The sequence below is a fragment of the Paenibacillus sp. USHLN196 genome (assembly GCF_037144955.1).
Classification (GTDB): domain Bacteria; phylum Bacillota; class Bacilli; order Paenibacillales; family Paenibacillaceae; genus Paenibacillus; species Paenibacillus xylanexedens_C.
This window is the reverse complement of sequence record NZ_JBBCYH010000002.1, coordinates 616,125-639,372: the sequence shown is the minus strand read 5'-3', so window position 1 is coordinate 639,372 and position 23,248 is coordinate 616,125. Positions and strand designations below refer to the sequence as shown.

Here is a 23,248-nt window from a genome sequence, read left to right as displayed (position 1 = left end):
ACAAAATTACTATATGTCGTGCAGCCCTAGTTTTCCCGCGCAACGGCCACAACGGTAACGCTTCGGATCTATTTTCCGCTTACGCAAATATTCCGTACCACAGCTCTTGCACACCAACTTATAACGATATGGCAGCGGCTTTCTGCCTTTGCTGTCAGGAAGTGATTGGCAGTAACGTGAGCCGCCTACCTTCTGCAATAAAGCCTTGAATTCCGGGTCACGATGCTGATAACCTCGTCCGCGAATATGCAGATGATAGTGGCATAGCTCATGCTTGATAATCTTCTCTACCTCATCTCGCCCGTAGGCTTCGAGCTGATGCGGATTGATCTCAATCCGGTGACTCTTGAGCATATAACGTCCACCTGTAGTCGTCAAACGACCGTTAAACAACGCTTCATGGGTAAACGGAACTCCGAAATGATCCAGCGATACCTGTTCAATCCATTGTTGCAATTCCTCATTTTCCATCGGTATCCTCTCCTTGCACCCCTCGGAGCATTGGTTTTTCCGGCATAATACTTGAATTTTAACCGTTTCGTAGGCTACACTGTCAAGTAGAATGTATGAGGGGAGATTATTACTCGTTATGCCTACAATGCGCTATGTCATCTTGCAGCAGGAACAACAATTGCAGTTTGTGGAAATGCCTTCAGATTATGCCTATCAACTCAGTGCGCTCAATCTGCGCCTGCATAAGGAAATCGATAAACTCACTGCAGCAGATGTCCCTGTCCTGCCTTGGGCGATCGCTGAATGCGACAACCTCGATCTCCTGAACGAAAATCTTACTATCATCGGCGGCCTTGATTATATCAATGCACTTGAAGAATCTTTTGCAGCACTACGTGAAAGCCATTATCCCTTGATCTCCCTGCTTACCGAAATCCGGGCGCTTCAGGCCCAATTGGAACAATGGTATGAAGAAGAGATGGAAGCTCTCTAATTCACCCCAGGTATCATTTTTATAATGAGAACAACGGAAAGCGCATCTCCCTGAATTGGGATTTGTGCTTTTTGGTGATTGAGATATTGATTTGCCGGGGTCCTTCACTTATCCCGCACAGTCCAGGCTATTGCCACATATGCTAACGTACAGATGAATTATGCAAGAGGAGGAGATACCCTTGCCTCAATGGCTTTGCAATCAACTGATGCGTGCATTTCACAAAAAGGACAGCCGGCAAATCAAGCTGCTGAACGAATGCTGGTTCTTTTATCGTAACAAACCAACAAGCGGCACACCGCGCAGCGCGGAGAACGAACTTTAAGAGGTTGTTCAAAAAGTCCGCTTGTGGTTACGAACTTTAAGAAAAAGCCCATGATCATAGCCCACCGTACTTACTAGAGGAATTAGAACGGATAACGGGACCATTATTGTCGACAACAAACAGCCTTCCTACTCAGGAAGGCTGTTCTCCAATCCTATTACTTAAGAAGACTGTTGCGCAGAAGCAGGCTTCTTCATCGTAAGGCCGACACGGCCTTTTTTGGTATCTACATTCATGACCCACACCGTTACGTTATCCCCAACAGATACCACGTCCATCGGATGTTTAACATATCCGTTGCTCAATTGTGAAATATGGACAAGCCCATCACTCTTGATTCCAATATCGACAAATGCACCGAAATCAATAACGTTCCGAACGGTACCCTGCAGTTCCATGCCTTCCACCAGATCCTCAATTTTCAATACATCCGTACGGAAGATTGGCAATGGCATCTCTTCACGCGGGTCACGGCCCGGACGCTGCAAGCTGTCCAAAATATCACGCAATGTAGGCACACCCACGTCCAGTTTCACAGCCAGCTGCTCTGGCTGTTGCTCAGACAGCAATACCGACAGTTCCTTGGTACCTAGCTTGTCCAGTGCAACCTGAAGCTCCTTGAACAACTGATCCACGACCTTGTAGGACTCAGGGTGAATCGGTGTACGGTCCAGCGGGTTCTCACCCTCACCGATACGCATAAAGCCTACACACTGCTCATACGTTTTGGCGCCTAGACGTGGTACTTTCTGCAACTGGCGGCGGTTCGTGAACCGACCATTTTCTTCACGGTACTTCACAATGTTTTTGGCAATCGTAGCGTTAACTCCAGCAACATAGGACAGCAATGAAGGGGAAGCTGTATTCACGTCCACGCCCACATGGTTAACTGCGGATTCCACGACAGCCTTCAGGCTTTCTTCCAGAACCTTCTGGGAAACGTCATGCTGATATTGACCCACGCCAATAGCTTTTGGATCAATCTTAACCAACTCAGCCAGCGGATCTTGCACCCTGCGAGCAATCGAAGCCGCACTGCGTTCAGCTACATCGAGATCCGGGAATTCGTCCTGGGCCAGCTTGGATGCAGAATAGACACTCGCTCCAGCTTCGTTAACGATTAGATACACGAGACTTTCGTCACCGTTCTCCTGAATGATCTCGGCTACAAACTGCTCCGTTTCACGTGATCCGGTACCATTACCGATAACGATCAGACCAATATCATATTGCTTGATCATCCGGTGGAATACTTCGGCTGCTTCACGTTTCTTGTTGTGCGGTGGCGTCGGATAGGTGACAGCCACTTCCAGCAGCTTGCCTGTATCGTCCACTACAGCCAATTTACAACCAGTACGATAGGCCGGATCGACACCCAGCACACGTTTGCCATGAATCGGCGGCTGAAGCAACAGGTTACGCAGGTTAGCCGAGAATACCGATATGGCCTGATTCTCACCTTTTTCCGTAAGTTCTCCACGAACTTCACGCTCGATGGAAGGCGCAATAAGCCGCTTGTAGGCATCTTCAATTACAGCACGCAGGATGTCCTGTACGGCAGAAGCACCACGAATGATTTGCCCTTCCATGTGGCGATGAGCCGGCTCTGCCTGTACTTCGAGACCGACTTTCAGAATGTTCTCCCGTTCACCACGGTTAATCGCGAGAATACGGTGTGGAGGCATTTTCTTGGCTAATTCGCGGTAATCATAATAATTCTCGTATACGGACTCCTCTTGAGCATCCTTCGCTTCCGAAGTGAGCATGCCATGATCCAAGGTGTATCGACGAATCCATGCACGAATGGCAGCATCGTCTGCAATGTTCTCCGCGAGGATATCTTTGGCTCCCTGAAGCGCCGACTCCGCATCTTCTACGCCCAGTTCAGCATTGATATAACGCGCAGCTTCCTGGAGCGCATCTCCTTGTTTCGGTTGACCCCAGATCCATACAGCAAGGGGTTCAAGACCTTTTTCTTTGGCTACGCTGGCACGCGTTTTCCGCTTCTGACGGTAAGGTCGATACAGGTCTTCCACTTCCTGCAGCTTCACAGCCTGAGTAATGGATTTCTGCAGTTCTCCGGTCAGCTTGCCCTGTTCCTCTATAATACGGATGACTTCCAATTTGCGATCCTCGAGGTTGCGCAGATACACAATGCGTTCTTCAATCGATCGCAGCTGGTTCTCATCCAGCTCTCCAGTCATTTCTTTACGATAGCGCGCGATAAATGGAATCGTATTGCCTTCGTCCAGAAGCTCCGACGTGGTGCGGACCTGCTTCAAGGACAGTGACAGTTCCTTGGCTACCTGTTTGATGATTCGTTCATGGCGTTCTGCCTTTATTGTTTCTTCATTGGGTTCCAGAACCGTTTCCTGTTCAGACAAAATAAATCCCTCTTTCCTTCCTGAATCGTTCGTTACAATCATTTCAGGGCAGCTCTGCTGCTGTAATTACAGTATGGTTGAATCATCAGATTCATCCACTCTACCTTATATTATCACAAAATCACGTCCAGTTTTCCATCAATCCGATAGCATACAAGTTCTGACAGAATGATGTCATTCTCCAGCCTTCCCCATTCCGCCATAAAAAGACCGAAAAACGTCAACACGACGCTCCTCGGTCTTTCCGTTTAGAACTTTATATGCAATAGCAATCTAATAAGTGAAACTGCTCATTTACACGATAACGGAGAGGACAGAAAAAACCTGAAAAAGCGAAGCGTTCGCCTTTATCTCCGGATTTCCCTTTGAGAAAAGGGAATCGAAAAATCTGGGGATAACAGCGATTGTAAGGTTGTTCTGTCATCGTAGTATCCGTGTAAATAAAATGTAGTTCACTTATCTAGACGCGCTCAAACCGGAACATCTCGCTCAGATAGTCTCCTGATGCACTGCCTACCGAAATACCGCCATACATGAGGGCATCGCCGGTAAAGGTCTCCGAGCCGCCTTTCAGACGGTAATCCGCATTAGGGTCCAATCCTTTCAGCTTCAGACGCTGCAGTGGTGCATTCGGTTCAGAGAGCACGCGGAAGTAGAATACAACGGCTTCGCTTCCGTCTGGTGCAATAAACATCCATGCTGTCTCATTACCTTCAAATGGACTGAGCAAACGGCGGAATGTTCCATACTGAACCGTTCCACGAATCTCTTTGTACAGCTCAACCTGGGCTTTCACGATGTCATTCTCTTCCTCCGTGAATTTTGTCAGGTCCAGCTCGTAACCGAAGTTGCCCGACATCGCAACATGTCCCCGAATTTCAAGTGAAGTTATCCGGTTGACCTGATGATTCGGTACCGCTGAGATATGCGATCCCATCGAACTTACCGGGTACACAAGACTCGTACCGTATTGAATCCGCAGGCGGGATATGGCATCCGTGTTATCACTTGTCCACGTCTGTGGCATGTAATACAGCATACCTGGATCGAAGCGGCCACCACCACCTGAACAGCTCTCGAACAGAATGTTCGGGAACGCCGAAGTGATTCGTTCCATAACGTCATACAGCCCCAGCATGTAACGATGCGCAGTCTCACGCTGTCTGTCTGCTGGAAGCAATGCAGAACCCACTTCCGTCATATTCCGGTTCATGTCCCATTTCACATAAGTGATTGGGGCAGAGCCAAGTACATCTGTTAACATGCGTACAATCTCATCACGTACATCTTGACGTGAGAAGTCCAGTACCAGTTGTTGACGCCCTTCTGTGCGGCGGCGATCAGGCACATGCAGACACCAGTCTGGGTGTGCACGGTACAGCTCACTGACTGGTGAGATCATCTCAGGCTCGAACCACAATCCGAACTGCATGTCCAGACTTGTCACACGATTTGCCAGGTCATCAAGGCCCTGTGGCAATTTATTCTTATCTACAATCCAGTCACCCAGCGAGGAGTTGTCGCTGTCCCGGTGTCCAAACCAGCCATCATCTAGGACAAACAGCTCAATACCCAGCTTCTGTCCGGCGCGAGCGATCTGTTCGATCTTGTCTGCGTTGAAACCAAAATAGGTAGCTTCCCAGTTGTTGACCAGAACAGGACGTTCCGCATTACGGAACTGACCACGCGCAAGACGCTCCCGGTACAGTTCATGATAGGACTGAGACATGCCATCCAGCCCTGCATCCGAGTACACCATAACGGTCTCAGGTGTCTGGAATGCTTCCTGTGGCTCCAGCTTCCAGCTGAACTCGAACGGGTTGATCCCGAGTGACACACGGGTAGTGTGGAACTGATCCACTTCCGCCTGTGCGGCGAAGCTACCGCTATAGACGAGACTGAATCCATAGACTTCACCCTGATCTTCATCCGTTCCCGGAGTCATCAAGGCAATAAATGGATTCTGCTGGTGACTGCTTGAGCCACGACGGCTCTCAATACCTTGTAGTCCAGAAGCAAGCGGTCTGCGAACGATATCCCGTTCCCGTGTCCAAGCCCCGGACAATTGCAACAATTCATAATCTGCATGCGGGAAATCAACAGAAGAACTGAGCGCACGCACCACATTCACTGAGGTAGCGCTCTCATTAACGATACGCATGGAGCGTGTAATCGCATTAAATGTCGTAAAGGCTGTATAGGAAAGTTCGATCTTGATACCTGCGACTTTGTCTTCCAACTCAATAACCAGCGTCTCTGCCTCGTCATCGGATTCAACATACGTTGCTGGCAGTCCTGTAAGTGCTGCTTTTCCTTTGGCCAATCGATGGCCTGTATACGTAAACTCCGAAACCGTCGAGCCATTCTCAAGTTCCAGTTGGATAGCCGGATTACGGAAATCACTTGTGCCATACACGGGTAGTTCCACTGCCAATGTATCAAATGAAATCGTACGGTCCTCTGGTACCGGGTTCGGACTGAAAGATGCTCGTTCTGTCCGTACATGCAACCAGCTCAGATCGGTGTCGCGTAATTTTTTGCCATAATACAAGTGCACCAAATACCCTGAAGGCAGTACCTGAAATACGTAACTGGCCTCACGGGTCTGTAAATGAAACTGAAGTTTCTCCTGATTGATGTAAATGCTCATATGTCTCCTCCACCTCTATATATAAAAGTCTTTTGGGTAAACGGTTTCTCAGGTTTCATTATAACGAAAAGATTGAAAATGTTCTACGCTTTCATCAAGCTTTAATCAAAAGAGCGCACAACAGCCCGAAGGATGCCGTACGCTCTTTTGATTACAGTCTGAAATTAGTGTGTTCCCTTACAGGAACATCCATTGCCTACGGATGGCAGAGTAGTGTACAAGACGCTACCTGATGCCTTAAAAATCGATTAAACCAAGGCTGATCTGTAAGGCTTCGTTGACCAATTTCATGGTCTCCTCATCCAGATGGGTAATCTTGTCAGTCAGCCTCTGCTTATCAATTGTCCGTATTTGTTCGAGCAAAATAACCGAGTCCCGGTCAAAGCCGTGTGCCGCCGCATCAATTTCCACATGCGTTGGCAGCTTTGCCTTCTGGATCTGGGCGGTGATAGCCGCCACAATACAAGTTGGACTGAACCGGTTGCCGATATCATTCTGAATAACCAGAACCGGCCTGACTCCACCTTGCTCGGAACCGACAACGGGAGAAAGATCCGCAAAAAAAACGTCACCACGTTTTACGATCAATGTCTACACCCCGCTAACTAAGCGGTCCAGAGTGCTGTCCGCATCTTCCTCCGCATGAAAGGCTTCGGATGCCATGGTCAGATTTATTTTAGCCATCTCCATGTATCCGCGCTGCATCGTTTCACGGATGTAACGTTTCTTACGCTCCGTCAAATACAGCTTCATAGCCTGCCTAATCAATTCGCTGCGGTTGGAATTCTCCAGCGCTACGATGCCATCCACTTCCTGCAAAAGATAATCAGGTAAACTGATCATGATCCGCTTGGTGTTCTGCAAGTTGGCCACCTTTCTTCCACCCCCACAAACCTTTCGCCATTGTGAACCAGTATTACGTTTTTCCAGAACTTTTATACAAAGGAATATATATGCCCCGAGTATATCAAGTATGCTGTACTCCATTATAAACACGGGGAACAATATTCGTACAGACCAAACATCTCAATTCAGGAATTAAATCCTTACCGTCATACATAATTCGAGATGCTCCGACAGTTTTCCTTCTGTTCTGAAAAAAAGTTTATTGGTAATGACGTCCAGTTTACCTGTCAGAATGTCAAAAGTGGATTGATTCTGGCGACTACTGCGCCCCCGCGGGTATATACCCGTGGAATGCGGTGCGCCATCATGCAGATCACTTCATAAGCAATCGTACCGAGCTGGGATGCCACCTCGTCTGCGGTTATTACGCCACCAGACTGATGACCGATGAGGACAACCTCCTCGCCGACTTGAATTTCTTCCGCCTCTTCCGCGAAAGATTGTAACGACACCATACACTGATCCATGCAGATTGTACCGACGACAGGGACGCGGCGGCCGCGTACAAGCACTTGTGCTTTACCTGTCAGCATTCTGGAGAATCCGTCTGCATATCCGATCGGCAGGGTCGCTATTCGTTCGTAACCTTGCGTAAAATAACGGGTTCCGTAACTGATCCCCCAATGGGGTGGCAGTGTTTTGACCAGAACCGCTTTTGTCTTCAGCGTCAATACCGGGGACAGCTTCACCACCTGATGATTCACCTCAGCCGAAGGATACAGTCCGTACAGGCTTATTCCCACACGTACCATGTCATAGGACAATTCCGGTGTATCAATGGCAGCGGCGCTGTTCGCCGTATGTATAATCGGGATGGAACATCCCTGATCCCTGAGCGCATGAACCACGCTTTGGAACCGTCTATACTGCTCCAGTGTATAGGTTTTGTCTTCTTCATCTGCTCTGGCAAAATGGGTAAACATGCCTTCCAGCATCACCTGATTGAGCGAAGCTACTTCCTGAATGAAAGCCAATGCCTCATCGCCAGGCAACAGACCTAATCGGCCCATGCCGCTGTCGATTTTAATATGAACCTTCAGTTGGTTAGCGAATGTGCTGGCATCCAGATGTCGAATGGCGTCAAGCACTTCCCTGCTGAACAGTGTGACGGTCACATCATGTTGCCATGCAGCAGCGATCCCTTCAGGCGGCGTATAACCCAAAACCAGAATTGGAATCGTAATCCCATGTTGTCGCAGTTCCAGAGCTTCGTCAAGAAAAGCCACACTTAAGTAATCCACACCCACTCGTTCCAGTTCTCTGGCCGTCTCCACCGCTCCGTGTCCATAGGCATTAGCCTTCACACAGGCGAGGAATTTCATGCCCTGAGGCAGTGCCTCGCGGAAAGCTTCTACGTTAGTGCACAAATGATCCAAATTGATCTCCGCTTGGGTCGGCCGATATTGTCCTTGCACGTTAAGTCACCTTCTCTAATCATCTTAATCCGGCTCACGTCAGACTCCATCGTAATGCTCCAGCATGTGACTGTCAAATGAACCGAAGTTTCGCATTCCAAAACACATGCAAGGTGCGCCGTTTGAGGAATAGATGCGAACACAGAAGAAGACCGATAAGCAAGATTGTCAGGGCAAAATTTCACTCTCCACCCCAGCGAATATCTGCTTATATCGATTATTTACCCGGTTCCCTCTACATAGAAGCGCGTTTTGCATTATTGGTTGATCTTAGGATACGATGCATGCCTCTTCAGTCTATTTGTCGCACTTTGGACAGACGTTCCGGTCTTGTTCTGGATAAGAAAAACAAGCTCCAAGGATGTACATCCTTTACAACAAGCAAAGCACCGGAGAAAAGGTCTCCGATGCTTCTTAGCATTCCTTATGTTTATGCTACTATTCGTTCATTTGTTCAAAAATCATTTGCCTGACTCTTCCTGCATGGATGTTGCAATGCGTACCATTTCGTTATCAGGCAGGTCGGCACTGGTGATCCGATATTCTATGCCATCTGTCGTCCATGTCAGTGTCTGCAGTGCATCTCCGCTGACCATCCCTAGTGTGAATCCCAGATCCAGTACACGGGATGGGGCAAGCGACACAGCACGATCCTGCGGTCTGGCTTCGAATATCGTGTAATTGTAGGTTCCTTCATAACGAAGCATGACGGAATAGTCTCCTGCTTCCTCCAAAATCTGATCATCCTTGAGCTGCACACCTTCCGGCGCATAGGTCGGCTGAATCACACCAAAGCTGTCTGCACCTTCCGGCTCTGCGAGTGTTGGCTCTTCGCCTTCCTGACCTGTTGCAGCACCTTCTGTACCTTGCTGCTCTGTGTCACCACCTACACCGGTCTGTCCATCAGTGACAGCTCCGTCAGGCTCAGGCGCAGTCTGAGGATTGGCTGGTTCTTTGCTGCCGTCCTCACCTGTTTGCTCCGCAGGAGTCACACCGGAGTCCGTTCCTGTTTGGCCGCCTTTTTCTGTAGCGGCTGTCATGTTACGTTGCATGTCAAAGGCATCTTTTTCAAATTCAGTCCCGAATTTGAAGGAGTCGAATTTCACATCCACGACAACATTGGCATTGGAGTCGGATACCTCCACCTGTTTAGGTGCGTAATCCGATTTGTTCAGCCAGATTTTCTGTCTAACAAGTGCATGTGTATTATAATTGGCAGCTACATCAAAAACATAGCTCTCCTTCTCATCCGCAAACTGACGGGTTGTATCCCCTGTAATGCTCCGAATCAATGTTTCGTAGAGGTATACCTGTCCTTGGTTGTCTGGCCAATTGCTCTGAAAACGGAAGCTTTTGTTCTGGCTCGGCGTCAGAACAAACACACCCTCATCATTACGCAGTACAATCTGCGTTACATCTTTTTTTGCATTGGTTAACGCAATACGATAATAGGAAGGCTTCTGATGCCATACCTCGACCTTGTACTGCTGCGGCGAATCTCCGGTATGCAGCGTCATCACGCCTGCCCCCTGGTAACTTTCCATCTCTCCTACGACTTCGTTCAGATCTTTGACCACAGCTGCCGCATCCTTCTTCCCGCAGGCGGCAAGCAAGACCGATAAGACCAATACCATGGCAAGCATCCATGATATTCGGCGCATGACATCATCCCCTTTAGCACATGTTTTCACTTCAGGATTTTGCTTGCAGCAGAACCCCTACTTGATTAGTACATGTCTATGAGGGACTTGTTCGATATATGCGGACTAGTTTGACAAGCTTTCAGTGAAGTCAGTTAATACGGCATTGCTACGCTCGCATAGTCCTACCACAACGGAATATACACTGGATAACTCGTATCCTCTTCCTCGGCACCTGGGATTCTCTTCACCCACAATTGGCGCAGATCAGGCAAGCTATGTCCCGCGACACAATAATTACGAAGAGAAGCATGATGAGCGTGTTCTTCCCTGAAGCTGTATGTGGGCAGAAGCAGTGCCTCGTGAATAAGTCGATCTTCCAGTTGAATCAATCTATCCAACCGTTCAGCAGGTTCACGGATCATGACAATTCGTCCGCATTCCTGTTCCAGTTCATGTCTCCATGAATCATTCATTGCAATCAGAAATAGAGTATTCTGGAAGGTATACATGGTCACAAGACTCAGCATGACATGTTGATCGAACACTTCTCCTGTATAGATTAAATCACAATCCCTGAATCCATCCTGATAGACCGCGTGGACCGGGTCTCTCGGGATAATGGTTATATGTAAGCCGATTTGTGTACACCTCTCTGCAAACCAGATCATATCTTCCTCCATTTTCTCGCCTTCTTCCACCCACAGAGATAAGGTCTGTCCTTGGTAAGAGCTACGTCGTAATAATGCTGCGGCCCGTGCCAGTGAGGACTCCACGGAAGGTGCTGGTTCAGCAGAACCTTCGGAATGTTCCGATTGCGGTTTCCACAGCTCCCCTTGGTCCAAATTCTCCGTTAAATGCTGCTTCTGTACTCGTCCTCGAATCAAACTAAAGGCAGCCTGCGTATTCGAATTCCCGAGCGCCTCCGACAACTCATCTGCATTCAATAACTGTTGAACCGCCCGGCGAAAATTCACATCATGCTGTGGCCCTTCCTTTTGCATATTAAACGTCATATACATGCCACCTTGCATCTCATGCTGCACGGCACGAGGCTCCGCATCCGGAAATAAATTATGCTTGATGACGGACTCCACCCTCCCAGAGTGGGGAAGTTGCCATACTTCAACGCGGTCAATATATGCTCGGCCTCGGAAGTAGGAAGGGAATACTTCCAACACAAGCAGCTTGGAATCATGACGCGCCAACCGATAAGGTCCTGTTCCAATCGGATGGAGCGGGTTCATCTCCACATCCCTCGGTAAGATCGATGCAGACATACTGCTCATCAGATCCGGGAACATGAAGTTTGGCTTGTTTAACACAAAACGTACAGTCAATTCGTCCAACGTCTCTATCCTCTCAATAGATCCAAACAGAGGCCTGCACGGGTTACTATTGTCAGAGAGAATGCGATCAAAGGTAAACTTCACGTCCTCTGAATCCAATACCCTGCCATGATGAAATGGTATACCTTTGTGCAGATAAAAGGTCCACTCCCTCCCCTCCAAATGACTCTCCCATGCCACAGAAAGACTTGGTTCACAGACCTGGTGTTCAGCATTAAAGCGAACCAAACGATCGAAAACCTCCGCAATAATAAAAACTTCTCCCCACATGGCCGTCTGCGTGGGGTCCAATGTCTTAAAAGGGGTATTCTGTGGAATTCGCAAGGTGTCCACTCTGCCTCTGGCTCCTTCATTCGAACGTAGCCCGAATTGGTTCTGTAACTCCCGCATCAATTGTTCTCGCATTGTGAATGGCAGTATTGAAGTCAATTCGTAGGCGTCTTCCATTCTGTTCGTATTCAGGAGATGTTCAAACCGCTCACGTGCCACTTCAAGCAGCGGCACACAAAAGACAAGCAACGATGTTTTACCTCTGCCGCGCTGCGGGTTCCACCTTATCCATCCGTTATCCATAAATTTGTTCATAATCAGGTTCATATTACGCATGGTACAACACAAATGATGGGCAAGCTCACCCACTGTAGTATGTATTTCTTGTTCCTCATGTACATGTAGAAAGTTCAACCGCAGTTGAATGTAATGTTCTGAAACGTCCATATATGCCCTTCTTTCTTCTAACTTCTATCTTTCATCTTTCTGCCTCTATCTGCTAAAATACGAAATCCATTCGATTGCTTCTACAGTTTTTCTTCAGGTTTTCCTCCATTATACTCAGTAACAGCAACATGACCAGTGGGAAGGAAGAAGAACACTTATGAAATACGCCGATTTGCACCCGAACATCAGAATACGTATCATTACTGATTTTTTCACCGATCTGACCCAGAAATCCATCATCCCATTCATGGCGATCTATCTGAGTGTTCAGATCGGGGCAGGCTTGGCTGGATTATTGCTGACCGTTAATATTGTGGCTTCCATGATTATAGGATTGTGGGCAGGATATTGGTCTGACCGGATTGGAAGAAAGAAATTAATGGTGATTGCACAAACTCTGCAGGTCGTGGCTCTACTTGGTTTGGCCATCGCCAATTCGCCGTGGATGGATTCGATCATTGTCACTTGTCTCATGTTTCTGCTCAGCAGTCTAAGTTCAGGGATCACAGTGCCGATTGCTAATGCGATGATTATCGACGTAAGCAGTGAATATGAACGTCATTATGTGTACGGATTGCAATATTGGACAACAAACATCGCTGTGACCTTTGGTGCCCTGATGGGCGGGTTATTTTTCGAATCTTTTCGTTTTCTATTGTTTAGTCTGGTATGTATAGAAAGTATGATTACCCTGTTCATTCTGGTCTTTATGATTCGCGAAACAATGGACAAACGTGTGCTTGGTTATGGCGATGCTCCCATCCAGAGGAACATACTGAAAACGTACTGGGCGGTCTTTCAAGACAAACGTTTCATGATATTTTTCACAGCAACTGTGCTTGCCGTCTCCTTGGAATTCCAGCTTGATAAATACATCGCTGTCCGTCTAAAAGGTGAATTCACCTCACAACTGTTCGGTTTGGATCTTTCTGGTCTTCATATGTTCAGCCTGATCATGGTCATCAACACCGTAATGGTTGCCTTGGTTGCCATTCCATTCTCCAGATGGATAGGTCGCTTCCAGTCCCGATCTATTATGACTGTTGGTATGCTCCTCTATACCGCAGGTTTCACCGTACTTGCTTTCAGCAACTGGGCCTGGTTACTCATCTCATCTGCTATACTCCTGACCATTGGAGAACTAATGTACGCCCCTGTTCGTCAGGTCATGCTCGCTGGTATGATTCCCGATTCGAACCGTGCTGCCTACATGGCTGCTGATGGGTTAAGCTATAACGTGGCTGCACTCCTCGGAAGTCTTGGGTTAAGCATCGGGGCCTTTTTGCCTTCATACGCAATGGCTGTTCTCTATGGCCTAATGGGGCTTGGAGCGCTCGTCTATTTCCGAATGTCACTTCGGAAGGCAGATACACAGAATGAACATCTGACATATACAGATGCATCCTGATTTCACTTTTCCGGCAACAAAATAATCATCCAGGGGAGCCCAGCAGGCTCTCTTTTTCATGTCCATTATCAACGTTTAAAAGTAAATGATCATAAACATTTTGTATATTATAGTTTACATTTAGTTAAATATCATGTACATTATGTTCATGGAGGTGAGTAAGTGGAAGAATTACACAATCACGTTCGGGAGTTAAGAGCCAGAGACCGTCTGTCCCAAGCGGAACTAGCCAAGCTCATCGGCGCATCCCGTCAAACCATTGCCCTGATTGAACGTGGAGATTACTCTCCGTCGGTTGTCCTGGCACTAAAAATAGCACATGTATTTCGTGAACCAGTCGAAAAAATATTTGAATTGAAAGGTGGAGATTAGAATGAAAAATTCATCATCTTCGTCCATCAAAAAGCGGTTGCGTCTTCCCTTGTATGCAGCAGGTGGCGCTGTAGTTGGTTTTCTCGGAGCTAGCGGAGTCAGTAAAGTCCCTTCTGACTTGAACTGGACGTTGTCCGTGTACTATGACTATGATCTTTTATTCGCAATCCTGGCGGCTCTTGTGGTAGTTATGACGGTGTGGAACATCTTCAGTCTCTCACGCACGCCTTCTGTCCCTCCCAAGGAAGACGATGCTTATGGAGATACTGATTCACTAATCTCTCCAGCAGAGCGCTCCCTCGGAAAAGCGATGATACTCAGCGGATTCAGTGTTATTGTTACATTTACCTGGGCAGCACTTGCCTTGTCCTTGTATGCATCCAACCGAACGATGCCGAATTCTCCAGAACTGTTTAACCTCTTGAATCTCGTTGCTTCGTGTATCTCCATTATCATCGTCGTGGTAGTGCAAACTCTGACTGTGAAGCGATACAACCGTTATTATCCTGAGCGCACTCTGGATCTGAACTCGCGCAATATGAAGAAGGATCATTTTGAGAAGCTGGATGAAGGCGAGAAATGGCTTGTGTATCGCGCAGCCTATCGTTCTTTTCAGATGATGAATGTACTTCTTGGTGTCGGAATGGTCTCTATGGTTCTATATTCGATGCTCTTTACCTTTGCTCCATTCCCGATTGTAGTGCTCTCCGTGATCTGGATTGCCAACATTGGAATCTATTATCGTGAAACCTATCGGGCGAGTAATCAGTAATACATGGGTAGGTAACTATTTTGTAAATATTTTCATAAAGGAGTGTTTGCATGCATTTATCCAAACGAAACACCCGCTTCAGGTTCACCTCCCTAACAGGAGCTTTCATGGCCGTGGTTCTGTCTCTCAGTCTGTCGGTACCCGCAGTTCAGGCGGAGACCCCGACTTCTGTAGCTGCTGAACAGGGTAAGACGAAAGCGCTGACAACTGAATCGGCTACAACATTTCTGGATTCATTTTTCGATTTACCTGAGGCAAAGCCCCATTATGTGGGAGCCTCCGTGGTTGTTGTGAAAGATGGCAAAGTACTGGCGGAAAAAGGATATGGCTTCTCCGATGTGGAGAGCAAAACACCGATCGATCCGAAAAAGACTGCCTTTCGTGTAGCCTCTGTCTCCAAAACGTTCACGTCAGCAGCTGTAATGCAGCTGGTCGAGCAAGGTAAAGTTGATCTGCAAGCTGATTTTCAGACCTATGTGAAAGGGCTCGAATTCGATAATCCTTTTGACAAGCCTGTAACTGTGGAAAACCTGCTCACACACACGACCGGATTCGAGATCCGTGATCCGCAGCAGGAAGATATCCATACTGATTTCGACAAGTACATAGCGATGGAGGATTACGCACAGCAACACATGCCTCCTGTCGTTCGAGAGCCTGGTAGCGCCTACATGTACGATAATTTCTCGTTTTTGCTGCTTGGCATGATTGTTGAAAATGTAAGCGGTGAGCCCTTTGAATCCTACATGCAACAACATATCTTCAAACCGCTGGGAATGGATAACAGCAGTTTCATGCTGGACAAAAAGTTCCAAAAGCAGTTGGCTACTGGCTATGATGCGGCACACAATCCGCTTGATCTGTACACCATCGCTCCAACACCTATGCCTCAAGGCGGCATGTTGTCTACAGCAGAGGACATTGGGAAGTTCATGATCGCTTTCCTGAATGATGGCGTGAAGGACAACGAGCGGATTCTCAAGGAATCCACGGTGAAAAGCATGGAACAATACCGTTCTTCCATTCACCCATTGTTACCGGACACCACCTATGGATTTGAAGCAGCATTTCAGATTCCCGGTGCAGGAAGTAGTCCAAAAGTTATTACGAAAGCAGGCGACCTGACCGGATTCAGCTCTTATCTCTTCCTTATTCCCGAGCAAAATACAGGCGTCTTCCTGACGTATAATCAGAATGGAGCACTTCGTAATCTGTTCTACCCGGCATTCATTCAGAATTTCTTCCCGCAATATGCGGAGCCTGTGCAATTCAAGGAATACACGCCGCAATCAGCAGCTGAGCTGCAACGCTTCACCGGATTGTACGCAGATCTTCGACTTAGCACGATTGTAAGTTCCCTGAAAGGTGGCAGCGATAAGCCAGGACAACTGAGCATTAACGATGTGTTCCTCGGTCAACGCAACCTGATTCAAGTGGAAGATAATCTCTTCAAAGATGAATTGACTGGTCAATTCACAGCATTCAAAGAATATGCAGATGGTACCACATACCTGAAAGAACCTTACCTCAACCCTATGGGTTATGAGAAAAAAGGGCAAAAGCCTATGGGCTTCCGGGATGTTCGTGAGAACAGTCCTTATGCTGAGGCTATCAATGGATTACAATCACTCGGACATTATGTGAATGATGCAAGCGAATCCTTTCAACCAAAAACGGCAGTAACTCGAGCTGAATTTATTGAGAATGTCCTTAAATTGAGCGGATTGAAAGCGAGCAAAACGACACCACCTACGGGTACCGATTGGGCCGATCATGCTGCAGCTGGATATATTCAGCTTGGGTATGAATCTGGCATGATTACAGGCACGGATCAACTACAGTTTAAACCAGATCAAGTTATCACCAGACAGGAAGCGATGGTAATGATATGGAGATCTCTGCAACTGCAATATCCTAATGAACTGTTCACGGATGTCCAACTTGCAGGACACACGGACCCATGGGCTGTACCAGCCGTTCAGATGATGGCGAAACTTGGTATCCATGGACCTGAGGTGAAGGTATTGGAGGATGGTTCTGTTGATTTCCTTTCCCGCAAACCTCTAATTCGTCAGGAAGAGGCTGCGATCATGTATGCGCTGCTTACCCAACCAACAGATCAAATCGTCGCTGAACTGATGGCTGCTCAGCAGCCGCAAGCAGAACCTGCTGAAGAAGCCGAAGCTGCAGAGGAGACATCTGAAACTGCACCGGTTCCAGTACCAGCGCCGGTCCCTTCTGCGACTTCAACACAATAAAAATGAAACATCTTCATACCGATTAGATTTATCATGCTTATGATGGAAGAAAAAAACAGGCTTGTTCAGAAGGGTACGATCCTTCTTGAACAAGCCTGTTTCGTTCCTTTTCCTAACTTATTATAAAAATCTGTTACTCAGTTACATCCGTCTCTATTCGATCAACGAAGATACATGGCGATTCCCGTTGCGCTGATCAAACTTGGCTGCAGCGGTCTGAGCATGCTCCGCAAAGTAATCGGCCAGCTTGAGCAGGTCGCCTGGATCGCCTTCATACGGGAAGGACGCTGGCAGACGCAATCGGTATTTCGGAGATTCTTCCGCCCAGCGGCGAAGCAACGATGCTGCTCTGGCGTAGAACAACATTTTGGCGTAAGGATCTTCATGATCGGCAGCGAACACCAGTGTTTCCTCCAGCACATCAATACCTTTCGCCGGATTCGTACGTGTGAGATAATCCATCTGCTCCGCAAAACTCTGCACAAAATCGTTCTGGCCTTTAATCATGCGATATCCCTTGGTCTGATGTTTATCTGCTTCCGCAGTCCGTCCCAACCGATATAACGGCATCAAAATTTCAGACAAAGTCAGATGTGGAATCTCCGCACAGCTCATACGCCCTTTCAGGATAGGCTGTGCCACCTCCAACACCTTCTCATCGTCTCCTTTTAACAAGAAATAACGCATAATCTCATCCTGCTCACAGGCTTCGCAGTCACTCATAAAGTCACGATCCATCGTTCTGAATCGATCATAACTGCGTCCCGCTTCCTCCAGCTCCCCAAAATCCATAAAGATCCGGAACCGATAATACCAGTAAGAGCGTTCGCTGTAACCGTAGGACTTGAAACGCCGTCCGAAATCCTCCAACAGCTCCAGGATCTTCTCGCGTGATATTTCCGGGAAGTCGGGCATCTTGCCCAATATCCATTTGTACGACCACATTAACGTTTCTTCATCATATTCTTCGGGCTGTTGGTCGAACTTGCCCAGCTGCCAGGAAAAAGCAATCAGTGCTTTCATCGGATAACCGCAGAATGTTGCTGTCTCCACAATCTCCGATCTTGCTTCGTATGCCTCTTCCTCCATGCCGTTCACATCGGCAACTCTTGCCGCTTCCTCCAGCATACCGAGCTTCGCCGAACCATTGGGCAAGCCATAGGCCTCGTCCATCAGTTCTTCAAAATCCATCTCTGTCTTCATCAGGCATCCCCCTTACGGTCTGTATTTGCACGCAAACCCCAATCAATAAAACGAACAATGCCCTGATTTAACACTTCAAGCTCTTGCTTGCTCATGGCATAATGCCCCATCATCAGTGCATTGACATACAGCATCTCAATGGCAATCGGCGTCATCTGGGCATCCGGTGACGTTAACACACGCTGAATAACCGGATTGTTCACATTCAAGTACAAGGTTGAATATCCTGCCGAACTAATGCCAGAGGATAAGGAGCCAAGCACAGATGAAAATAATTCAGTGCTCTCTTCGCTCGCTTTTTCCAGCGCACGCAGGGTAGAGGATTCCTGAGACAGCGTGAACAACACCGGCAGATCCGATGGCTTGAAACCTTTGACCTCAGCCCGACATCTGAAACGCTGCAAAGCGGAATCAGCCAGTCGCAAAGCATCATAATACGGATTGCGTTCAGCGGGTGGCACATCGGTGAAACTCATCGAGACCTGATCCGGCTGTAGCCCCTCCGTGTGCACGTTGTGCACGGTCATCGGCAGTGTAGCCATCAAATCGCTGTCATAGATGTAACCACCGTTAATAACCAGCATCGATTGTGCGGATGCCACATGATGAATCTGACGGTACTCATCAACAGAGGACGTGAAATACAACGTCTCTCCTTCATCGATCAGCTCACCCAGTTCACGGTGACCCCTCGTACTCTCAAAAGGCAGCCAGCGATGAATCATCGCGTAGAATGCTTGATCCTGCACAGCCAGTGCCTTCATGGACAGAGCATGCAGGCGAATCAGCTTCTGCAGCCGTTCCGTCTGGCTCTCAGCCATGTCGGCCAGTCCCTTGCGAAGTGCGTCTCCGAGTTCGGAGCGAACTTCCTCCAGCTTCTCATTTTCATAAAAATGTTCCCGTGATGCCGTCGGTTGAAGCTCATCTGTCCAGATCAGGCATTTCACGAAGAAAGCCCACTCTGGCAAAATGTTCTCAGCCTTCTCCGAAATCAGCATTCGCTTCAGGTAAACCCGGTGAGAACGCTTGGCATTGAGATTAACCGCGTGTGGCAGTACAAAAGCAATACCTCCGGTACGACCTGAAGCTGTCGTCAACGGAATGAAGTCCTGGAACTGCTCGCCAAGCAGACGTTCACCAAAAGCCAGTACCTCCGCTCTGCGTGAACGTGCGAGTACAGGGTCCATCAGCCAGATCGGTGTCTCGCTATTCACCACATGTTGCGCACCGTCATGATGCAACGTGACTGGATACGGCAATAACGCTCCGTAATAGAACAGAGCTTCTTTCACATAATCCGGTTCAAAGTAGTGCGCCGCGTCCGGTGTGCAACGCAGATATACTTTGGTCCCTGGGGACAGTTGTGTATCCAGCTGACGGATCGTATACGTGCCATCCGGCTTGCCCCGCCACTCCATCGAAGGGCCGCCCTTCGCTGATTGTGTCAGCATGACGATTTCGTGACTCACCATGAAACAGGATAACAACCCGATCCCGAAACGTCCGATAAACGAAGACTCTCCATCCAGCAGCGCTTGCTGTCCGCGCTTCGAGGATTGTCCAATCATGGCCAGGAATTCATGGATATCAGCTTCAGTCAAGCCGATGCCGTTGTCCTCCACCATCATGGTCAGCTGGTCACCTGTTCCTGTCAATTCTACACGCACTGTACCCTGATATCCGGGCTCTGCCTCTGTTCGTGCAGTAATCGCATCCGTCGCATTCTGCATCAGTTCGCGCAAGAACACTTTCGGACTGCTATATAGATGGTTGGACAAAATCTGGATCATGCCGCTCAGATTCACTTGAAAACGATACTCATTGGATGCTGTCATGACTCACTCACCTTCCTCTACGTCCAAACACAATATGTACTCATATGATGTATTCATATGGATGTGTTAGACGAATTCATTATGTAATTGTTAGAAACAGACGTTCCCCGTGACAGGGGACGCCATAACATCACGTCAAGCCGGCCCTGGATAACCAAGACCGGCGTTAGATGCATATTTCAGGCATGCCTGAGATGTTAGCCCTTATATTTCATTACCACGTCAACATTAGCAATGAAACGGATATTCTATCCTTCTCATAAGGATACATGGTACAAGTCATAGTGAAAACAAACCATAGACCCGATTTGAAGGGGAATCGGGGATATGTGTGCACCCTCCATCCGGGACTATTGACGGAGAGATTCATCTTTTTTTATCATCCATTTGAACGATATGCGCCTACCGGACGTATAATCTCCAAACTCAGATCGGACGGTGAATGTACATGATCGAAGTACGCAATATATCCAAGCAATTCAAGGCGCATCAAGCACTAAATGATGTCAGCTTCACAGTTAAGCAAGGCAGCGTCACTGGGCTGATTGGCCCCAACGGTTCGGGCAAAACCACACTGATCCGTATCATGAACGGTGTCTTGGGTGCCTCAGGTGGACAGGTAACCATTAACGGATTGGACGCGGCTCGTGAGGCGGAGAAAGTGCTAGCCATGTGTGGCACCCTTACCGAACAAAGTGGATTATATGAAAATATGAGCGGGCGTGACAATCTGACTTTCTTCGCTGATGCATTCGGCCTAAAGCAAGCCAGAGAACGAATTGATGAGCTTGTGAACCTGTTCGAGTTGCAGGAATATCAGCATCGCAAAGTCGGCACCTATAGCACAGGCATGAAGAAACGCTTGGGCCTTGCACGAGTGCTCCTGCACCGTCCTTCCATCCTGTTTCTGGATGAGCCAACCAATGGCCTGGATCCGGATGGAATTCAGATGGTGCTTCGCATCATCCGTCAGTTAAATAAGGAAGAAAAGATGACGATTCTGGTCTCGTCTCACGTGCTGTCTCAACTGTCAGCTGTCTGTGATCGTTATATTTTCATGGAAAAGGGCCGCATTGTTGAGGAGGGTACGGAACAGGAGATTGTTAGCCGGTACCTGTCCACACCAAAGCTCGAAGTAGAAGCCAACATGCCTAATGGATGGCACAATTCAACCGATTATACGCCTGAGACAACATCCGCATATCAAGCGACGTATCAGCTTCCATCCCGTGAGGATATTCCACTGTTGTTACGGCAATTAACGGAGCACGGCCAAGTCTATCAGGCCCGCATCACGGGCAGTGATCTGGAAAGTATCTATTTTGCCATAAGGGAGGCACACCATCATGAATAACCGCCAAGCCATACGTGCACTGGTACGTAAAGATATCCGGTCCGTCACAGCCAGTGTTCAGCTCTGGTTGCCCATGTTAATCGTTCCACTGATCATCGGAATTATCATGCCCTCTGCGCTCCTGTGGGCGGCCTCCAGAATGGAACTTCGTTCTCTGGGCAACATCAGCTTTCTGCTCGAATCATTGGATACGTTAACCCATAGTGGACAGATTCCTCAGCTTGCTTCTATGCCTACAGATAATCATCGTATTGTCTATTATTTGGCCATGTATATGTTCGCTCCCTTGTTTCTCATCATTCCGGTGATGGCGTCCAGTATTCTGACGGCCAATAGTTTCGCTGGAGAAAAGGAACGTAAAACGCTGGAAGGATTGTTATTTGCACCGATCAGTATGGACACTCTTTTTAAAGGCAAAGTACTGGCTGCCCTGATCCCATCCATTCTATTATCCTGGGTTACTTTCCTGATCTACGGATTGATAGCCAATATTCTGATGTACCCCATGTTTGGAACGTTGATGTTTCCCAATCTGAACTGGATGATCCTGGTCCTGTGGGTTGTTCCTGCTTGCAGTCTTATGGTGATTTTGTTAAACGTGCTGATCTCGGCCAAGGTCCGCGGGTTCCAGGAAGCTTATCAACTCGGAGGATTGGTTGTCCTTCCCCTGATCGCCTTAGTCGCTGGTCAAGCCAGTGGCATGTTGCTAATCGGTCCTTGGATGTTACTCATGATTGGAGCTGTGCTCATGCTCATTAGTGTGGTTCTCCTTCGTTTCGTCACGCTATGGAATAGTCGTCAACAACTGGCGGAAAGTCAGATCTGACTGATGTACAGATTGAGAAATAAATATACGCAGGTTATGATGTGGAGATATATGCTTTGGGATGATTATAGAGAGGAATGGAACAACCGCATGGAATCCAAACTACTTCAAAAATTAAAATATGCTCCACAATTAACGGCACAGGAGAAGCATATTGTGGACTATATCCTGAACAATCCCGAAGTCGTGTTCGATTCTACAGCCCATGAACTGGCTCAGCAGACCTATACAAGCTCATCCACCATTGTTCGCTTATGCAAAAAGCTGGGTACCAAGGGGTACCCAGACTTTCAGTTAAAGCTTGCTCTTGAATATCAACAGATGCCTTCCGCGTTGCAGACGCTGGATGCTCCATTCGCAGAACAGGGCAACGTGCTGGCTGCCATCGACTCGGTTCCTTACCTGTATCAGCAGGCGCTGGATGATACACGCCGGATGTTAAACGCTCCTGTTTTGCAACGAATCGCGGGCTGGGTCAAACAATCCGGACGCATCGATATCTATGGCAGTGATATGAATTATTACCTGGCGCAACAGGCTTGTGCCAAGTGGAATGAACTCGGCATATCTGCGATTGCTCACAATAGTCCCAACATGCATTATTTGAACACGATAAACCCCAATAGCCTGACGCTGTCTTTTGTTATTTCTCACACAGGAGAGAACCAATCCATGAATGAAGCCGCCAAAGTGCTGAGCAACAAACAGATGAAAGTCATCGCGGTCACGGGCAACAACCATTCAACACTGTCCAAGCATTGTGACGAGACGCTGCTGGCTTATGGATACAATGAACAATTAAGGCTGTCCAAAATATCTTCGATGGTCTCTGTACTTTATATTTTCGACATGTTGTACATGGGAAGCATCAGCGACATGTATTAACGA

The 23,248-nt window shown here is 47.9% G+C and carries 19 protein-coding genes; 9 read left to right on the top strand and 10 right to left on the bottom strand.

All coding sequences use genetic code 11. From position 1 onward, the window contains the following. Nucleotides 1–9: 9 nt before the first annotated feature. Nucleotides 10–471 (bottom strand): SprT family protein, encoded by a 462-nt coding sequence (locus WFI24_RS06150; protein WP_336759534.1) that lies wholly within the window; start codon nt 469–471, stop codon nt 10–12. A gap of 118 nt (nt 472–589) precedes the next feature. On the opposite strand from WFI24_RS06150, the gene WFI24_RS06145 reads away from it, so the two are divergent. Beyond that, nucleotides 590–946 (top strand): hydrolase/acyltransferase, encoded by a 357-nt coding sequence (locus WFI24_RS06145; protein WP_336759533.1) that lies wholly within the window; start codon nt 590–592, stop codon nt 944–946. A 181-nt stretch (nt 947–1,127) separates the two neighbouring features. Beyond that, nucleotides 1,128–1,271, top strand: a complete 144-nt coding sequence (cmpA, locus tag WFI24_RS06140) for a cortex morphogenetic protein CmpA (RefSeq protein ID WP_336759532.1) — start codon at nt 1,128–1,130, stop codon at nt 1,269–1,271. A gap of 161 nt (nt 1,272–1,432) precedes the next feature. On the opposite strand, the gene WFI24_RS06135 is transcribed toward cmpA, so the two are convergent. From WFI24_RS06135 to WFI24_RS06105, 7 genes are all read right to left on the bottom strand, one after another. Continuing rightward, the gene (locus tag WFI24_RS06135) at nt 1,433–3,655 is read right to left on the bottom strand and encodes a Tex family protein (protein WP_336759531.1); all 2,223 of its coding nucleotides are present in this window, start codon (nt 3,653–3,655) and stop codon (nt 1,433–1,435) included. Nucleotides 3,656–4,115: 460 nt separating this feature from the next. Next, nucleotides 4,116–6,305 (bottom strand): alpha-galactosidase, encoded by a 2,190-nt coding sequence (locus WFI24_RS06130; RefSeq protein WP_336759530.1) that lies wholly within the window; start codon nt 6,303–6,305, stop codon nt 4,116–4,118. 237 nt (nt 6,306–6,542) lie between these two features. After that, complete coding sequence (locus tag WFI24_RS06125) at nt 6,543–6,893, bottom strand: type II toxin-antitoxin system PemK/MazF family toxin (RefSeq protein ID WP_024630714.1); 351 nt, start codon at nt 6,891–6,893, stop codon at nt 6,543–6,545. 3 nt (nt 6,894–6,896) lie between these two features. Beyond that, nucleotides 6,897–7,178: a CopG family ribbon-helix-helix protein gene (locus WFI24_RS06120; protein WP_017690037.1), complete on the bottom strand. Its 282-nt coding sequence runs from the start codon at nt 7,176–7,178 to the stop codon at nt 6,897–6,899. Nucleotides 7,179–7,438: 260 nt separating this feature from the next. Continuing rightward, nucleotides 7,439–8,626, bottom strand: coding sequence for an alanine racemase (gene alr, locus WFI24_RS06115; protein WP_336759527.1), 1,188 nt, complete (start codon nt 8,624–8,626; stop codon nt 7,439–7,441). 461 nt (nt 8,627–9,087) lie between these two features. Further along, nucleotides 9,088–10,287, bottom strand: coding sequence for an outer membrane lipoprotein-sorting protein (locus tag WFI24_RS06110; protein WP_336759525.1), 1,200 nt, complete (start codon nt 10,285–10,287; stop codon nt 9,088–9,090). Between the two features lie 164 nt (nt 10,288–10,451). Further along, complete coding sequence (locus WFI24_RS06105; RefSeq protein ID WP_336759523.1) at nt 10,452–12,332, bottom strand: ABC transporter substrate-binding protein; 1,881 nt, start codon at nt 12,330–12,332, stop codon at nt 10,452–10,454. A 157-nt stretch (nt 12,333–12,489) separates the two neighbouring features. Between WFI24_RS06105 and WFI24_RS06100 the strand changes: the two genes are divergently transcribed. The 4 genes from WFI24_RS06100 (at nt 12,490) to WFI24_RS06085 (ending at nt 17,142) form a co-directional block, all read left to right on the top strand. Further along, complete coding sequence (locus tag WFI24_RS06100) at nt 12,490–13,740, top strand: MFS transporter (RefSeq protein ID WP_336759521.1); 1,251 nt, start codon at nt 12,490–12,492, stop codon at nt 13,738–13,740. A 162-nt stretch (nt 13,741–13,902) separates the two neighbouring features. Next, nucleotides 13,903–14,112 carry a helix-turn-helix transcriptional regulator gene (locus tag WFI24_RS06095; protein ID WP_017690042.1) on the top strand — a complete coding sequence of 70 codons (210 nt, stop codon included), beginning with the start codon at nt 13,903–13,905 and terminating at the stop codon, nt 14,110–14,112. 1 nt (nt 14,113) lies between these two features. After that, entirely contained in the window at nt 14,114–14,884 is a 771-nt protein-coding gene (locus tag WFI24_RS06090) for a DUF3169 family protein (RefSeq protein ID WP_336759517.1), read from the top strand. 50 nt (nt 14,885–14,934) lie between these two features. After that, entirely contained in the window at nt 14,935–17,142 is a 2,208-nt protein-coding gene (locus WFI24_RS06085; RefSeq protein ID WP_336759515.1) for a serine hydrolase, read from the top strand. 153 nt (nt 17,143–17,295) lie between these two features. On the opposite strand, the gene WFI24_RS06080 is transcribed toward WFI24_RS06085, so the two are convergent. Then, nucleotides 17,296–18,345, bottom strand: a complete 1,050-nt coding sequence (locus tag WFI24_RS06080; protein WP_336759513.1) for a hypothetical protein — start codon at nt 18,343–18,345, stop codon at nt 17,296–17,298. Beyond that, complete coding sequence (locus WFI24_RS06075; RefSeq protein WP_336759511.1) at nt 18,345–20,180, bottom strand: HSP90 family protein; 1,836 nt, start codon at nt 20,178–20,180, stop codon at nt 18,345–18,347. Before WFI24_RS06075 ends, WFI24_RS06080 begins: the two co-directional genes overlap by 1 nt. Before the next feature lie 448 nt (nt 20,181–20,628). Here WFI24_RS06075 and WFI24_RS06070 point away from each other — a divergent pair, with 448 nt between their 5' ends. The 3 genes from WFI24_RS06070 to WFI24_RS06060 all read left to right on the top strand — a co-directional run bounded on the left by WFI24_RS06070 (nt 20,629) and on the right by WFI24_RS06060 (nt 23,245). After that, nucleotides 20,629–21,534 (top strand): ABC transporter ATP-binding protein, encoded by a 906-nt coding sequence (locus WFI24_RS06070; RefSeq protein ID WP_336759509.1) that lies wholly within the window; start codon nt 20,629–20,631, stop codon nt 21,532–21,534. After that, complete coding sequence (locus WFI24_RS06065) at nt 21,527–22,360, top strand: ABC transporter permease subunit (protein WP_336759507.1); 834 nt, start codon at nt 21,527–21,529, stop codon at nt 22,358–22,360. The genes WFI24_RS06070 and WFI24_RS06065 overlap by 8 nt, the downstream gene beginning before the upstream one ends. A 90-nt stretch (nt 22,361–22,450) precedes the next feature. Further along, complete coding sequence (locus WFI24_RS06060; RefSeq protein ID WP_336759505.1) at nt 22,451–23,245, top strand: MurR/RpiR family transcriptional regulator; 795 nt, start codon at nt 22,451–22,453, stop codon at nt 23,243–23,245. Nucleotides 23,246–23,248 lie beyond the last annotated feature (3 nt).